The 15,377-nt window shown below is 69.5% G+C and carries 16 protein-coding genes; 6 read left to right on the top strand and 10 right to left on the bottom strand.

What is annotated here, in order from left to right; all coding sequences use genetic code 11:
- The 5 genes from DES41_RS14765 to DES41_RS14745 all read left to right on the top strand — a co-directional run.
- Positions 1-429 (top strand): electron transfer flavoprotein subunit alpha/FixB family protein (locus DES41_RS14765; RefSeq protein ID WP_211332979.1); only part of this gene is annotated, 429 nt, incomplete at its 5' end.
- A gap of 79 nt (positions 430-508) precedes the next feature.
- The gene (locus DES41_RS14760; RefSeq protein ID WP_114468381.1) at positions 509-2,296 is read left to right on the top strand and encodes an acyl-CoA dehydrogenase; all 1,788 of its coding nucleotides are present in this window, start codon (positions 509-511) and stop codon (positions 2,294-2,296) included.
- A gap of 27 nt (positions 2,297-2,323) precedes the next feature.
- Entirely contained in the window at positions 2,324-3,277 is a 954-nt protein-coding gene (locus tag DES41_RS14755; RefSeq protein WP_114468380.1) for an NAD(P)H-dependent flavin oxidoreductase, read from the top strand.
- Between the two features lie 13 nt (positions 3,278-3,290).
- Positions 3,291-4,343, top strand: a complete 1,053-nt coding sequence (locus DES41_RS14750; RefSeq protein ID WP_114468379.1) for an acyltransferase family protein — start codon at positions 3,291-3,293, stop codon at positions 4,341-4,343.
- Between the two features lie 151 nt (positions 4,344-4,494).
- Positions 4,495-5,232, top strand: coding sequence for an alpha/beta fold hydrolase (locus tag DES41_RS14745; RefSeq protein ID WP_245965704.1), 738 nt, complete (start codon positions 4,495-4,497; stop codon positions 5,230-5,232).
- Between the two features lie 43 nt (positions 5,233-5,275).
- Here the strand turns inward: DES41_RS14745 and DES41_RS14740 are convergent, their stop codons facing one another.
- The 10 genes from DES41_RS14740 to DES41_RS14695 all read right to left on the bottom strand — a co-directional run bounded on the left by DES41_RS14740 (position 5,276) and on the right by DES41_RS14695 (position 14,135).
- Positions 5,276-5,953 (bottom strand): glutathione S-transferase, encoded by a 678-nt coding sequence (locus tag DES41_RS14740; RefSeq protein ID WP_114468378.1) that lies wholly within the window; start codon positions 5,951-5,953, stop codon positions 5,276-5,278.
- On the bottom strand, positions 5,950-6,876 hold the full coding sequence (gene trhO / locus DES41_RS14735) for an oxygen-dependent tRNA uridine(34) hydroxylase TrhO (protein WP_114468377.1): 927 nt from the start codon (positions 6,874-6,876) through the stop codon (positions 5,950-5,952). Before trhO ends, DES41_RS14740 begins: the two co-directional genes overlap by 4 nt.
- A gap of 6 nt (positions 6,877-6,882) precedes the next feature.
- Positions 6,883-7,248, bottom strand: coding sequence for a monovalent cation/H(+) antiporter subunit G (gene mnhG / locus DES41_RS14730; RefSeq protein WP_114468376.1), 366 nt, complete (start codon positions 7,246-7,248; stop codon positions 6,883-6,885).
- Between the two features lie 117 nt (positions 7,249-7,365).
- Complete coding sequence (locus tag DES41_RS14725; protein ID WP_056902739.1) at positions 7,366-7,644, bottom strand: K+/H+ antiporter subunit F; 279 nt, start codon at positions 7,642-7,644, stop codon at positions 7,366-7,368.
- The gene (locus tag DES41_RS14720; RefSeq protein WP_114468375.1) at positions 7,641-8,147 is read right to left on the bottom strand and encodes a Na+/H+ antiporter subunit E; all 507 of its coding nucleotides are present in this window, start codon (positions 8,145-8,147) and stop codon (positions 7,641-7,643) included. Before DES41_RS14720 ends, DES41_RS14725 begins: the two co-directional genes overlap by 4 nt.
- Positions 8,144-9,793, bottom strand: coding sequence for a monovalent cation/H+ antiporter subunit D (locus DES41_RS14715; RefSeq protein ID WP_114468440.1), 1,650 nt, complete (start codon positions 9,791-9,793; stop codon positions 8,144-8,146). The genes DES41_RS14720 and DES41_RS14715 overlap by 4 nt, the downstream gene beginning before the upstream one ends.
- 62 nt (positions 9,794-9,855) lie before the next feature.
- Complete coding sequence (locus tag DES41_RS14710) at positions 9,856-10,209, bottom strand: Na+/H+ antiporter subunit C (protein WP_114468374.1); 354 nt, start codon at positions 10,207-10,209, stop codon at positions 9,856-9,858.
- A 1-nt stretch (position 10,210) separates the two neighbouring features.
- Positions 10,211-13,159, bottom strand: a complete 2,949-nt coding sequence (locus DES41_RS14705; protein ID WP_114468373.1) for a monovalent cation/H+ antiporter subunit A — start codon at positions 13,157-13,159, stop codon at positions 10,211-10,213.
- A 95-nt stretch (positions 13,160-13,254) separates the two neighbouring features.
- Complete coding sequence (locus DES41_RS14700) at positions 13,255-13,695, bottom strand: VOC family protein (protein WP_114468372.1); 441 nt, start codon at positions 13,693-13,695, stop codon at positions 13,255-13,257.
- A gap of 2 nt (positions 13,696-13,697) precedes the next feature.
- A complete protein-coding gene (locus DES41_RS14695; RefSeq protein WP_114468371.1) occupies positions 13,698-14,135 on the bottom strand; it encodes a VOC family protein in 438 nt (145 codons plus the stop codon).
- A gap of 119 nt (positions 14,136-14,254) precedes the next feature.
- On the opposite strand from DES41_RS14695, the gene DES41_RS14690 reads away from it, so the two are divergent.
- Entirely contained in the window at positions 14,255-15,346 is a 1,092-nt protein-coding gene (locus tag DES41_RS14690) for a PA0069 family radical SAM protein (protein ID WP_114468370.1), read from the top strand.
- Positions 15,347-15,377 lie beyond the last annotated feature (31 nt).

Below are 15,377 nucleotides of genomic sequence, written 5' to 3'. Positions count from 1 at the left end.
GCCGTGGCCGCTGGCGCCAAGTCCACCTTCCTGGGCTCGGAGATCGCCAAGAACGAGCGCCCGGAACTGACGGCCGCCAAGATCATCGTCTCCGGCGGCCGTGCCCTGGGCAGCGCCGAGAAGTTCACCGAAGTCATGACGCCCCTGGCCGACAAGCTGGGCGCGGCCATCGGCGCCAGCCGCGCGGCCGTGGACGCAGGCTACGCACCGAACGACCTGCAGGTCGGCCAGACCGGCAAGATCGTCGCACCGCAGCTGTACATCGCCGCCGGCATCTCGGGTGCGATCCAGCATCTGGCCGGCATGAAGGACAGCAAGGTCATCGTGGCCATCAACAAGGACCCCGAGGCACCGATCTTCTCGGTGGCCGACTACGGGCTGGAGGCGGACCTGTTCGTCGCCGTGCCGGAACTGGTCAAGGCACTGTGAGGCCCTGAACCTCCACGGTTCAGCCACAAGGGCATCGCGTCGCGATGCCCTTTTTTCGTTAGAAGAAGAGGAGATTCAGATGGCCTACACCGCGCCGCTCAAGGACATGCTGTTCAACATCCGCCACCTGGCGCGCATCGAGCAGATCGCCCAGCTGCCGGGCTTCGAGGATGCGGGACTGGAGACGGCGCAGGCCGTGCTGGAGGAATCCGCCCGCTTCAACCAGGACGTGGTGGCGCCGCTCAACGAGGCCGGCGACCGCAACCCTTCGTCCTGGAAGGACGGTGTGGTCACGACCACGCCGGGCTTCAAGCAGGCCTTCGAGCAATTCGCCGCGGGTGGCTGGCAGGGCCTGCAGCACCCGGCTGACTTCGGCGGCCAGGGCCTGCCCAAGACCATCGGCGCGGCCTGCGGCGAGATGCTGAACTCGGCCAACCTCTCCTTCGCGCTGTGCCCGCTGCTGACCGACGGCGCCATCGAGGCGCTGCTGACGGCCGGCAGCGATGCGCTGAAGGCCACCTACCTGGAGAAGCTCGTCAGCGGCGCGTGGACCGGCACCATGAACCTGACCGAGCCCCAGGCCGGCAGCGACCTGGCGCTGGTGCGCACGCGCGCCGAGCCGCTGCCCGACGGCCGCTACAAGCTGTTCGGCACCAAGATCTTCATCACCTACGGCGAGCACGACATGGCGGACAACATCGTCCACCTGGTGCTGGCCCGCGTGCAGGGCGCGCCCGAGGGCGTGAAGGGCATCAGCCTGTTCGTGGCACCCAAGTTCCTCGTCAACGCCGACGGCAGCCTGGGGGCGCGCAACGACGTGCGCTGCGTGAGCATCGAGCACAAGCTGGGCATCAAGGCCAGCCCCACGGCCGTGCTGCAGTTCGGCGACGCGGGCGAGGGCGCCATCGGCGAGCTGGTCGGCGAGGAGAACCGCGGCCTGGAGTACATGTTCATCATGATGAACGCGGCCCGCTATGCGGTGGGCGTGCAGGGCATCGCCGTGGCCGAGAGCGCCTACCAGAAGGCCGCCGCTTTCGCCAAGGACCGGGTGCAAAGCCGCCCGGTCGACGGCAGCGTGGCGGCCAGTGCGGCCATCATCCACCACCCCGACGTGCGCCGCATACTCATGACCATGCGCGCGCTGACCGAGGGCTGCCGCGCCATGGCCAGCGTGGCCGCAGCGGCCTACGACGCGGCCCACCACCACCCCGACGCGCAGGTGCGCAAGGACAATCAGGCCTTCTACGAATTCATGGTGCCGCTGGTCAAGGGCTACAGCACCGAGATGAGCCTGGAGGTGACCTCGCTCGGCGTGCAGGTGCACGGCGGCATGGGCTTCATCGAGGAGACCGGTGCGGCGCAGTTCTACCGCGATGCGCGCATCCTGCCGATCTACGAAGGCACGACCGCGATCCAGGCCAACGACCTCGTCGGCCGCAAGACCGCGCGCGACGGCGGCAAGGGTGCCAAGGCCATTGCAGCGCAGGTCGAGGCCACGGAGGCCGAACTGGCCGCCAGCGGCAGCGCCGACGCGCAGGCCGTGGCACGCCGCCTGGCTGCCGCGCGCGCAGCCTTCGTGCAGGTGGTGGACTTCATCGCCGGCGCCAGCCGCAGCGACCCGAACGCCGTCTACGCCGGCTCCGTGCCCTACCTGCTGCTGGCCGGCAATCTCGTGGCGGGCTGGCAGCTGGCGCGCGGCCTGCTCGCGGCCGAACAGAACCGTGCCGAGGACCCGGCCTTCATGCAGGCCAAGATCGCCACGGCGCGCTTCTATGCCGAGCACATCCTGACCCGCGCGCCCGGCCAGCGCGACGCCATCGTCGATGGTGCCGCCAGCGTGACAGCGCTGCCGCTGGAAGCGTTCTAAAAACACACCGATACAAGAAGGAGACCCATGTCCAGACTGCCCGGCGCCCTGGCGCACCTGCCGCTGCCCATCATCGGCTCGCCGCTGTTCATCATCAGCAATCCCAAGCTCGTCCTCGCGCAGTGCACCGCGGGTGTCGTCGGCTCCATGCCGGCGCTCAATGCGCGCCCGGCCGAGCAGCTGGAAGAGTGGTTGATCGAGATCACCGAGGGCCTGGCGGCCTGGAACCGTGACCATCCCGAGCAGCCTGCCGCACCGTTCGCGATCAACCAGATCGTGCACAAGTCCAACGAGCGGCTCGAGCACGACATGGCCATGTGCGTGAAGTACAAGGTGCCCATCATCATCACCTCGCTGGGCGCGCGCGAGGACATCAACGCCGCGGCCCACAGCTACGGCGGCGTGGTGCTGCACGACATCATCAACAACAGGTTCGCGCGCAAGGCCATCGAGAAGGGCGCCGACGGCCTGATCGCCGTGGCGGCCGGCGCCGGCGGCCATGCCGGCGTGAAGAGCCCGTTCGCCCTGATCCAGGAGATCCGCCAGTGGTTCGACGGGCCGGTCGCGCTGTCGGGCGCCATCGCCACAGGCGGGGCCGTGCTGGCCGCGCAGGCCATGGGCGCGGACTTCGGCTACATCGGCTCGGCCTTCATCGCCACCGAGGAGGCGCGGGCCGCCGAGGGCTACAAGCAGGCCATCGTCGCCGGCACGTCCGACGACATCGTCTACAGCAACCTGTTCACGGGCGTGCACGGCAACTACCTGGCGCCCAGCATCCGCGCGGCCGGGCTCGACCCCGAGAACCTGCCCGAGAGCGACCCGAGCAAGATGAACTTCGGCGGCGATGCCAAGAAGGCATGGAAGGACATCTGGGGCTGCGGCCAGGGCATCGGCGCGGTCGACCGGGTGATGCCGGCCGGCGAGTTCATCGCGCAGCTGCGCCGCGAATACGAGGACGCGCGCCGCCGCCTGCTGGCTTGACGCGCCTGTTTCCATGAACGATCGGCTCGGGCCGGTCGACGCACTCAAGGCGTTCGCCTGCGTGTTGATCGTCTGGCACCACCTGGCCTTTTACGGGCCAATGTCCGACCTTGCCCGGCCGCTGGCGCCGGCCGTGGTCGATTGGCTCTACACCTATGGCCGCATGGCGGTGCAGCTGTTCCTGGTGGTCTCGGGCTTCCTGCTCGCGCGCGGCGTCGGGCCGGGCCGTCCGCCGTCCAAGCCCTGGCCCGAACAGGTGGGCCGGCGCTACCTGCGCCTGCTGGTGCCGTATGCGGCCGCGCTGGTGCTGGCCATCCTGGTGGCCGACGTGGTGCGCGCAAGCGTCGGCCATCCGGATGCCCCGGGGACGCCCACCTGGACGCAGCTGCTGGCGCATCTGCTGATGGTGCAAGACCTGGTGGGCGAGGAGTCGCTCTCGGCCGGTGTCTGGTACGTGGCGATCGACCTGCAGTTGTTCGCGCTGGCCACGCTGCTGTGCCGGCTGCCCGGCCAGTGGTCCGTGGTGGCGGTCGCCGCGCTGACGGCCGCTTCGCTGTTGTGGTGCAACCTCGACCCGCGCCTCGACGCGACGGCGCTGTACTTCTTCGGCGCCTATGGCCTGGGTTTGCTGGCCGGCTGGGCGGCGCGCGGCCCGCGGCCCTGGGCCTGCCTGGCGGCCGTGGCGCTGCTGGGCATCGTGGCGCTGGCGCTGGGCTGGCGCGACCGCATTGCCGTGGCCTGGGTCTGCGCATTGGGGCTGGGCGCGCTGCAGGCCACGGGCGCCATGGACTGGCAGCCGCCCCGCTGGATGGCCTGGCTGGCGGCCATCTCCTATCCGGTGTTCCTGGTGCATTTCGCCGTGCTGTTGGCGGTCGGTTCGCTGTGGGCCTGGTGGTGGCCGGATGGGCCCCTGGTGCACGCGCTGGGCATGGGCGTGGCGTTCGGCCTGTCGTTGCTCGCCGGCGCCGGCCTGCACCGGATGGCGCAGGGGATCGTGCGGCCGCGGGCCGCACTGGGCTGGCAGGTGGCCGTGCTCGCTGCCGGCCTCGTGGCGATGGCGGTCTGACGCCATGCCAGGCGCGCCGGCTCCTTCGCAAACTTGCCGAATGCATCAGAGCCCGGCGCGGTGGTCCGGAAGCCCGGTTCTGCGGCGTGCGGGACTGGCCCTGGCGTGCGCCATCGGGCTGGCGGGCTGCGCGGCCTGGCGTGAACCTACCGTGCCGCTGCGCACGATCGCGGTGCCGATGGCCTGCGCCACCCAGGCCGACACCTTGCTGGTGCTGTTGCCCGGCATCGGATCGGACCCGCAGGAGTTCCTCGACGAAGGCTTCGTGGAGACGGTCCGTGAGACCGGCCTCGCCGCAGATGTGCTGTTGGTGGATGCCCACAGGGCTTACTACGACCAGCGCAGCATCGTCGACCGTCTGCGCGAGGACGTGGTGCGGCCTGCGCGTGCGCGTGGCTACGGCCGCGTCTGGCTGGCGGGCGTTTCCCTGGGTGGGCTGGGCGCGCTGCTGTACGCGCAGGCCTCGCCGCCCGCAGCGGCCGAGGTGGACGGCCTGCTGCTCATTGCCCCTTACCTGGGCGAATGGCTCACAGCGCAGGAGATCCGCACGGCAGGTGGCCTGGAGCGCTGGCCGGGTCCCGCCACGCCGGATGCCGCGTTCGATGTGCTGCTGTGGGGCTGGCTGAAGGAGCAGACCGGCGGCGGCGCGGGCGGGCGCCAACAGCCCATCCTGCTCGGCTACGGCACTGGCGACCGCTTTGCCTACAGCGCCGAGGTCCTGGCCAAGTCGCTGCCCGCGTCGCAGGTGTTCACCACGCCGGGGGGCCACGACTGGCCGTCCTGGCGGGCGCTGTGGCGTCGCATGGTGCCGGCGTTGCCGATCGCGCGCGGAACCTGCACCCCGGGCCCACCGGCCGCCACCGTTCAGGTGCCGTTGCGCTCGCCGTAGGCCAGCTGCCGTTGCAATGCGGGACGGGAAGGGGAAGGGCGGCTCACGATGGCGTGGCGTCCACCGCCTTCGGCCCGCCGAAGAGCACGGGCGCGTCCTGCGGGTGCCAGAGCGCGAACTTCTGCATGGCGCGCGCAAACAGGTCGGTGTCCTGCCATTGCTGCAACCAGCGCTGCAGATCCGGCCAGGGCTGCGCGGCGAACCAGTGCGCGTCGATACCGGCGAACTGCCGCACGAAGGGCGCCAGCGCCATGTCGGCGAGCGCGGCGTGGTCTCCGAACAGGAACGGCGTGCTGGCCAGGCGCCGCTGCAGTGCGCCGACAAACGGCACGCAGGCCTCGCGCGCTGCCTGGCCGTCGACGAGGCCAAAGCGCTGCGGGTACTTGGCGCGGTCGAGCAAGGGCTTGAACACGGTGTCGTTTTCGGCCACGAGAGCCAGCATCTGCGCCAGATCGCCCTGCGTCGGCGTACACCAGCCCAGCGGGTCCTGCTGCGCCAGCGCCCACCGCATGATGGCCAGGCTTTCGTCGATCACCTCGCCACTGGGCAGCACCAGCACCGGCACCGTGGCCTTGGGCGAGGTGTCGCGCAGTGCCTGGGGCTTGTCGCGCAGCACCACCTCGCGCAGTTCGCAAGACTGGCCGGCGGCCAGCAACGCCAGCCGCGCGCGCATTGCGTAGGGACAGCGGCGGAACGAGTAGAGCAGCAGCGGCGGCGTCATGCCGGATCGGGCAGGCCGATGTGGGCGCGCCCGCGTGCAGCGGCCAGCTCCATCTGCCGCTGGCGTTCGCGGTAGCCGGCGCGCTGCGTCTCGTCGCGTTGCGCGGCGCAGTGCGCGCACTGCACGCCTTCGACGAACAGCGGGGAGGCGCGGTCCGCTGCGGACAGCGGCTGACGGCAGGAACGGCACAGGCTGTGGCTGCCGGCGGCCAGGCCATGGCCCACGGCCACGCGCTCGTCGAACACGAAGCACTCGCCCTGCCAGCGGCTGTGCTCGGGCGCTACCTGCTCCAGGTAGTTGAGGATGCCGCCTTCGAGCTGGTAGACCTCGCCGAAGCCCTGGGCACGCAGCAAGGCGGAGGCCTTCTCGCAGCGGATGCCGCCGGTGCAGAACATCGCCACGGCCGGCTGCCCCTGCAGCAGGCCGCCGGGCTGCGACTGGTCCGCGATCCAGGCCGGCCAGTCGGTGAAGGCCGCGGTCTGGGGGTCGACGGCGCCGGCGAAGCTGCCGACCGTGACTTCGTAGCCGTTGCGCACGTCCAGCAGCACGAGGCCGGGGCGCTGCAGCAGCGCGTTCCACTGCGCGGGGGGCACGTGCACCCCGGTCTGGCCGACCGGATCCAGGCCCGGCACGCCCAGCGTCACGATCTCGCGCTTGCAGCGCACCTTGAGGCGGTGCAGCGGCACGCTGGTGCACTCTGCACTGCGCACGGCCAGCCTGGCGAGCCGCGGGTTGGCGCGCAAATGATCGAGCACCTGCTGCACGGCATCGGCCTGGCCGGCGATGCTGCCGTTGACGCCCTCGGGCGCCAGAAGGATGTTGCCGCGCACGTCCAGCGCCGTGCACAGCACGCGCAAAGGCGCCGCCAACGCGGTGCAGTCCGGCAATGTGGCGAAGCAGTAGAACGACGCGGTGCGTGGCATGGGGCTTCAGTCGCCTGCGTCGGGGGGCAGCGGCTGGGAGTGGCTGGCATGCGGCAGGTCCAGCCCCTTCTGGCGGTCGCGGAACAAGGCCGCACGCATCAGGAAGATGGTCGTCACCGGCGCCGTCAGCGCCACGAACAGCGCGATCAGCACGGCATGCAGGAACAGGTTGGTGCCCTGCACGGAGAAGTACACGACAGTGGCCAGCATCAGGCACCAGGCCCCCGCGGTCGCGCCCAGCGTGGGCGCGTGGATGCGGTTGTAGAAGCTGGGCAGGCGCACCAGGCCGAAGGAGCCGATGGCGGCGAACGCTGCGCCGGCCACGGCGAACAGCGCGGTCAGGATCTCGGCCCAGATCGGCAGCGGGTTCATGGCAGCGTCCTCATTCGACGCCTCCACACCGATGCGCGGAACCAGGCGTGGCGCCGTCGGTGCCATGATCGAATTCGCTGGGCCGATCCCCGCAAGCGGGGCCCCTCGTCCTCGCGCTCATTCGATCACCTCGCCGCGCAGCAGGAACTTGGCCAGCACCGTGGAGCCGACGAAGCCGAACAGCGCGATCAGCATGGCCGCCTCGAAGTAGACATTGCTGGTGTAGGTGATGCCGAGCACCAGCATGGTCAGCATGCCGTTGATGTACAGGCAGTCCAGCGCCATCACGCGGTCCTGCGCGGCCGGGCCGACCAGCAGCCGGAACAGCGCGCAGAGCATGGCCACGGCCAGCAGGAACAGGGCGATCTTGAGGCCCCAGAACAGGATGGGTGTCATGGCGCGGGCCCTTCCATTTGAAAGATCTCGAGCAGCGGAAGCTCGTAGCGCAGCTTGATGCGGGCGATGAAATCGGCCTCGTCCACAAGGTCGAACACATGGATCAAGAGCTTGCTGCGGTCCAGAGAGAGCTCGCCCCAGGCCGTGCCCGGCGTCAGGCACATGATCATGGCCAGCACCGCGAGGCCATTGGGGTCGCGCAGCTCCAGTGGGATGACGACGAAGTAGCTGGTCAGGCGCACGTTGCGCCGTGTCAGCACGATCCACGCCACGTTCTTGGCGGAGACCAGCATGTCGAACAGCGCCGCGCCCGCCAGGTGCAAGGCCACCCGGGGCTTGCGCATGCGCACGGTGGCTGGCCGCAGGCCCTGCGTGATCAGCGGCACCACCAGCGCCAGCACGAAGGCCGACAGCAGCGTGCTGGCGTCCACCGATTGGTGCAGCAGCAGCCAGACCACGAACAGCGTGGCCGACAGCGGCGGCGAGGGCACCAGGCGCTTCATGGCTTGTTCTCCTTGAACGGGGGCGGCGGCACGGGGCTGGCGGCCATCACCGCCTGGCGGTAGTGCTTGCCGGAGTGCAGCACATGGGCCGTGGCCTGGGCGTGCTGCATGACGGGGCCGGCGCCGATGGTCAGGCCGATGGCGGCCAGCAACAGCCCGGCCACCGGCAACACCTCCAGCGCCGGCAGCGCCGGCATGTGGGCGTGCGGCTGGTTCCAGAAGTGGCGGATGCCGGCGCGGCACAGCGCCACCAGCGTCAGGAAGCCGCCGCCGATCAGCAGCACCATCACCGCGATGCCGGCAGGGCCGAGCCGGGGTGCCTGCAGCAGGCCCGACAGCATGGCGAACTTGCCGACAAAGCCCGCCAGCGGCGGCAGGCCGGCCAGCAGCAGCGTGCACAGGATGAAGGCCAAGCCCAGGAAGGCCACGCCGGCCGGGATGGCGCGGCCGTACAGGGCCTGGGCGTCGTCGTCCAGGTTGACATCGGACATCAGGCGCAGGTCTTCGCCGAGGAAGGGCGCGTCGTCCTCGGCTGCGTGCGGCGCCACGCTGGAGCCGTTGCGCCAACGTTCGACCATGTCCACCAGCAAGAACAGCGCGCTCACCGCCAGCGTGGAGCTCATGAGGTAGTACAGCGCACCGGCCCAGACGGCGGCCTGGCCCAGGCCCACGGCGGCCAGCAGGGTGCCGGCCGACACCAGCACGCTGTAGCTGGCCAGGAGTGCCAGCCGTTGCGTGCCCAGCACGCCGAGCGCGCCGACGAACAGCGTGACCAGGCCCAGGCCCAGGATGGCGGTCTGGCCGAACTGGGCCGAGGCACCGGCGTCCACGCCGAACATCACGCTCCACAGCCGCAGCACGGTGTAGACGCCGAGCTTGGTCAGCAGCGCGAACACCGCGCCGACGGGCGCCACCACGCTGCCGTAGGCCGGCACCAGCCAGAAATTGAGCGGCCAGGCGCCAGCCTTGGCAAAGAAGGCCGTTGCCAGGATGGCGGCCGCGGCGTGCACGAGGCCACGGTCGGCCGGGTCGAGCGTGGCGATGCGCTGGCCCAGGTCGGCCATGTTGAGCGTGCCCGTCATGCCGTAGAGCATGGCCGCGCCGATCAGGAACATGGACGAGGCCGCCAGGTTGATGGCGATGTAGTGCAGCCCGGCCTGCACGCGCTGGCGGCCCGAGCCGTGCAGCAGGAGGCCGTAGGAGGCGGCCAGCATGACCTCGAAGAACACGAACAGGTTGAACAGGTCGCCCGTCAGGAAGGCGCCGTTCAGGCCCATCAGCTGCAGCTGCAGCATGGGGTGGAAGTGCACGCCGGCGCGGTCCCAGCGCGATGTCGAGTAGATCGACGCCGCGAACGCGATCACGCCGGTCAGCGCCACCATCATGGTCGAGAGCCGGTCGGCCACGAGGACGATGCCGAACGGCGCCATCCAGTTGCCGGCGAGGTACACGCCGATCGAGCCCGGCCCGTCGCCCGTGGCGGCGGCATTGACCCAGCGCAGCAGCGCCAGCGAGACCAGCATGCCCAGCAGGCCGGAGACCACCGTCAGCGTGGCCTTGGTGCGGCGCTGCCGCTCGTCGAGCAGCAGCATCAGCGCGGCCGTCAGCATGGGCAGCAGGATGGGCACCGCGATCAGGTGCGGCATGCTGAACTCCAGCAGCCGGTCGAGCAGGTGCATGGCGTCGTCGAAGAGCAGGTGCAAGCTGTTCACTCCTGCACCTCGCTGCGCTCGGTCCCGTCGACATGGTCGGTGCCGGTCAGGCCGCGGGAGGCGAGCATCACGACCAAAAACAGCGCCGTCATGGCGAAGCCGATCACGATGGCGGTCAGCACCAGGGCCTGGGGCATGGGGTCGGCGGTGTTGGCCAGCGTGGCGATCACGCCGGGCACGAGCACGGGCTCGCTGTCGACCTTGAGCCGGCCCATGCTGAAGATGAACAGGTTCACGGCATAGGAGATCAGCGTCAGGCCCATGATGACCTGGAAGGTGCGCGGGCGCAGCAGCAGGTAAACGCCCGAGCTGGTGAGCACACCGATGGCGATGGCGAGGACGGCTTCCATCTCAGTGGTCTTCCGCGTTGCCGGACAGGGCCGCACGGGCTTCGGCCAGGCGCTGCTCCTGCTCCTCGGACCAGCGGTGGCTGCGCACGCTCTGGTGGGCAAGGCTCGTGAGGATCAGCATGGTGGAGCCCAGCACGAGCGCGAACACGCCGGTGTCGAAGAACAGCGCGCTGGGGATGTGCAGTTCGCCCAGCACCGGCAGCGTGACGTGCGCCGTGTGCGTGGTCATGAAGGGGTAGTGCAGCACCATGGCGCCGGCGCCCGTGGCGAGCGCGAGCAGCAGGCCGACGGCGATCCAGCGGCGCGGATAGATGCGCAGGTGCTCCTCCACCCATTCCGTGCCCGAGACGATGTACTGCAGCAGCAGCGCGACCGACATGACGAGGCCGGCGACGAAGCCGCCGCCGGGGGCGTTGTGGCCGCGCAGGAAAAAGTAGACCGCGACCAGCACCGCCAGCGGCAGCAGCAGCCGCACCAGCACGGCCGGCACCATGAGGTAGCCGACGGCCGTGTCCTTGGCCAGGCGCGGGTTGAACACGTCGCTGCTGCCGTCGTCGGACTGGGCCAGCTGCTGCGGCGGCAGTGCCATGGATTCGGGCGCGGGGCGGAAGCGCCGCAGCAGCGCATAGACCGTCAGTGCGACGATGCCCAGCACCGTGATCTCGCCGAAGGTGTCGAAGCCGCGGAAGTCCACCAGCATCACATTGACCACATTGGTGCCACCGCCTTCGGTCAGCGCGCGGTCGAGGAAGAAGGGAGAGATGCTGCCCAGCGAATCGCGTGTCATGACCAGCCAGGCCAGCGCCGCCATGCCGCAGCCGGAAGCGATGGCGATCGCCAGGTCGCGGCCGCGCCGGCCCCAGGGCAGGATGCGTTCGCGTGCCGACTGCTTGACGAACTTGCTGCGCATGGGCAGCCAGCGCAGGCCCAGCAGGATGAGCACCGTGGTGACGGCTTCGACCACCAACTGCGTGAGCGCCAGGTCGGGGGCAGAGAACCAGATGAAGGTCAGGCAGCAGGTCAGCCCGGCGCCGGCGGACAGCATCAGCGAGGCCAGCCGGTGGAACTTGGCCTGCCAGGCCGCCCCGATGGCGCAGATGCAACCGATCAGCCAGGTCATTGCGAACATGGGCGAGAAGGGCAGCGGCGAACGCTCACCTTGCGTGACCGGCGTGAACCACAGCGATGCGCCGGCGCCGGCCAGCGCCACGCAGACCAGCAGCAGCAACTGCGTCTGCATCCGGTGGGTCGCGAGCAGGCGGCGGCTGCGGCGGCCGGCTTCGGAGGCACGGGCCAGCAGGTTCTCGAAGATCCGCTGGCCATCGAAGCGGTGCAGCACCGGCGTGCGCCTCAGGCGGCCGGCTTCGCGCTGGCGGCGCTGCACGAGGTACAGCGCGGCGCCGCCAACCAGCGCCACGAAGCTCATGGCCAGCGGCAAATTGAAGCCGTGCCAGACCGCCAGGCTGTACTCGGGCAACGCACCGCCCACCACGGGCGCGGCGGCCGCGGCCAGCAGCGGGCCGACCGACCATTCGGGCGCCACACCCACCACCAGGCAGGCCAGCACCAGCAGTTCGACGGGCACGCGCATCCAGTGTGGCGGCTCGTGCGGCGGCTTGGGCACGACGCCGACGCACGAGGGGCCGAAGAACACGTCGAACACGAAGCGCGCCGAGTAGGCCACGCTAAACAGCCCGGCCACGGTGGCCAGCACCGGCAGCGCGCGGTCGACCCAGGGCGTGGACTGCAGGAACACGGTTTCGGCGAAGAACATTTCCTTGGACAGGAAGCCGTTGAGCAGCGGCACGCCGGCCATGGAGGCGCTTGCGATGATGGCCAGCAGCCCCGTGATCGGCATCAGCCTGGCCAGGCCCGAGAGCTTGCGGATGTCGCGTGTGCCGCTCTCGTGGTCGATGATGCCGGCGGCCATGAACAGCGAAGCCTTGAAGGTGGCGTGGTTCATGATGTGGAAGACCGCGGCGACGGCGGCCATGGGGCTGTTCATGCCCAACAGCAGCGTGATCAGGCCCAGGTGGGAGATGGTCGAATACGCCAGCAACCCCTTAAGGTCGTTCTGGAACATCGCCACGTAGGCGCCCAGCAGCAGCGTGATGGCGCCAGCACCGCCGACCAGCCAGAACCACTGCTCGGTGCCGGCCAGCGCCGGCCACAGCCGCGCCAGCAGGAACACGCCGAGCTTGACCATGGTGGCCGAGTGCAGGTAGGCGGAGATCGGCGTGGGCGCGGCCATGGCACGCGGCAGCCAGAAGTGAAACGGGAACTGCGCGCTCTTGCTGAAGGCGCCCAGCAGCACCAGCACCAGCGCGGCCGGGTACAGCGCATGCGCCTTGATCTGCGCGCCGGCCGCGAGCACGGCGTCGAGTTCGTAACTGCCCGCGATGCGGCCCAGCAGCAGCACGCCGGCGAACAAGCACAGACCGCCCGCTCCGGTGACGGTGAGCGCCATGCGCGCGCCGCGGCGCGCATCCTTGCGGTGGTGCCAATAGCCGATGAGGAGAAACGAGAACAGGCTCGTGAGCTCCCAGAACAGCACCATCTGCACGAGGTTGCCCGACAGCACCACGCCCATCATGGAACCCATGAAGGCCAGGAAGAACGAGAAGAAGCGCGGCACCGGGTCGGAGGCCGACAGGTAGTAGCGCGCGTACAGCACAACCAGCGTGCCGATGCCCGTGACCAGCATGCCGAACAGCCAGGCGAAGCCATCCAGGCGGAAGACCAGGTTCACGCCCAGCGTGGGCAGCCACAGGTATTCCTCGCGCAGCACGTTGCCACCGGCCAGTTGAGGGAACTGCATGCCCAGGTGGACCGCACAGCCCAGCGCCACCAGGCCGGCGAGCAACGCCTCGCGGTTGCGGGCGTACGACGGCATGAACATCGCGAGGACACTGCCGAGAAAGGGAACGAGGACGAGCAGTGCCAGGGACATCGCGATCAATTTTATCGATGGGCGACGGCCTTCCCTTTGGTGTTTCCCTCGTGGGGCAAGCTTTTTCCAGCGCTTGCCCCGGGGTCAGCCGCAGGTCAGGCCGCGCTGGCCCAGGGATCGTAGTTGCCGAAGTTCCAGATGTGGCCTTCGGGGTCGGCGCAGGTGAAGCCGCGCGCGCCGTAGTCTTCGTCCTTGATCTCCAGCAGGATCTTCGCGCCGGCGGCCTTGGCGCGGGCGTAGACCTCGTCGGGATCGGAGACCACGAGGAAGGCGCTCTGCGTCTCCGCGCCGCCGATATCGTCGGGCTGGCGGATCAACCGGCCCCAGGGCGTGGGCTCGTCGCTCACCGAGCCCAGCATCACCATGCCGTTGCCGAACACGAGTTGCGCATGGGCGACCTGGCCCTTGTCGTCCAGGTGGACGGCATGGCGCTCGAAGCCGAAGGTGGTGCAGAGCCAGTCGATCGCGGCCAGCGCGTCGCGGTAGCGCATGCAGGGGATCACGCAGGCGCGGCCGGGGAGGGCGGGGGAGGCCATGTTCAAGTCTTCGAAGAGCAGTTGACCATCCAGCAGATGCCGAAGCGGTCGGTCAGGCTGCCGAAGTAATCGCCCCAGAACATCTGCTGCAGCGGCATCTGGACCGTGCCGCCCGCGCCCAGCGCAGCGAACAGCCTGTCGGCATCGGCGCGCGTGTCGGGCTCCAGGTTGATGTGCACGTTGTTGCCCGGGGTCAGCTGAAAGCCCATGGATTCGGGTGCGTCCGTGCCCATCAACACGTGCTCGCCCAAGGTGGCCAGTTCCACATGCATCACCAGCTGCCTGTCGGCGTCCGACAGCGGCGGCTGGCCCGGCATGGCGGGCGCTTCGCCCATGCGGTGCACGCCGCCGATGAAGTCGCCCCCGAACACGCTGCGGTAGAAATCGAAGGCTTCCTCGGTCTGCCGGTTGAAGTTGAGATAAGTGCTGACGCGGGCCATGGGAACTCCTGTGGGGGTGGAAACAAGTGCACGACGCGCCGGCTGGCGGGAAATCGACAGTGGCGCTTGCCGTGCGAGAGGCGGCTCAATATACTGGTTAAACAACCAGTATTCAAGCCATGGCCACCGAGACCACCATTCCCCTCACGGCGCTCAAGGGCCGAGGCGCTGCCACGCAGATGGCGCACCGCTTCTCCAAGGACGCGCGCAACGCCTTCGACGATGGCTGGGGCACGTTGCAGGCCGGTGACGCCGAGGCCGCTGCGCCGCTGCAGACCGAGGTCATCTTCGAGGAAGCCAAGAGCGCCATCGTGCACCAGCAATCGCCCGACATCTATTTCGAGCAGTCCATCAACCCGTACCGTGGTTGTGAGCATGGATGCATCTATTGCTTTGCGCGCCCCACGCACAGCTACCTGAACCTCTCGCCCGGCCTGGACTTCGAAACCAAGATCATCGCCAAGCGCAACATCGCGCAGCTGCTGCGCGCCGAGCTGGCGCGGCCACGCTATGTGCCGCAAGGCCTGGTCATCGGCGTGGCGACCGACTGCTACCAGCCCGTGGAGCGCGAGCTGCGGCTCACGCGCGGCCTGGTCGAGGTGCTGCACGAGACACGCCATGCGTTCTCCTTGATCACCAAGTCCAGCGGCGTGGAGCGCGACCTGGACCTCATCGCGCCCATGGCCGCGCAGCAGCTGGCCGCCGTCTACGTGACCATCACCACCCTGGATGGCGGCATCGCGCGCACGCTGGAGCCCCGCGCGGCCTCGCCGCAGCGCCGGCTGCGCACCATCCGCGCGCTGGCCGAGGCTGGTGTGCCCGTGGGCGTGAGCGTGGCGCCGCAGATCCCCTTCGTGACGGACGACATGGAGCAGGTGCTGGCAGCGGCCTGGGAGGCTGGTGCGCGCAGCGCCTTCTACACCGTGCTGCGCCTGCCCTGGGAGGTGGCGCCGCTGTTCCGCGAGTGGCTGGCGCTGCACCTGCCCGATCGGGCCGAGCGCGTGATGGCGCGGGTGCAGGAGATGCGCGGCGGCAAGGACTACGACAGCGACTTCGCCACGCGCATGAAGGGCAGCGGCATCTGGGCCGAGTTGATCCGCCAGCGCTTCGAGAAGGCCTGCGCGAAGCTCGGCTTCAACCGCGAGCGCGTGGCGGCCGACCTGGGCCAGTTCCGCCGACCTGCGCTGGACGGGCAGACCAGCCTGTTCTGAAAGAAAAAACGCGGGCTCGGGGCCCGCGTCG

Origin of the sequence: Pseudorhodoferax soli (genome assembly GCF_003337555.1) — a bacterium.
Lineage (GTDB): Bacteria > Pseudomonadota > Gammaproteobacteria > Burkholderiales > Burkholderiaceae_C > Pseudorhodoferax > Pseudorhodoferax soli.
This window is presented reverse-complemented; position numbering and strand designations above follow the sequence as displayed.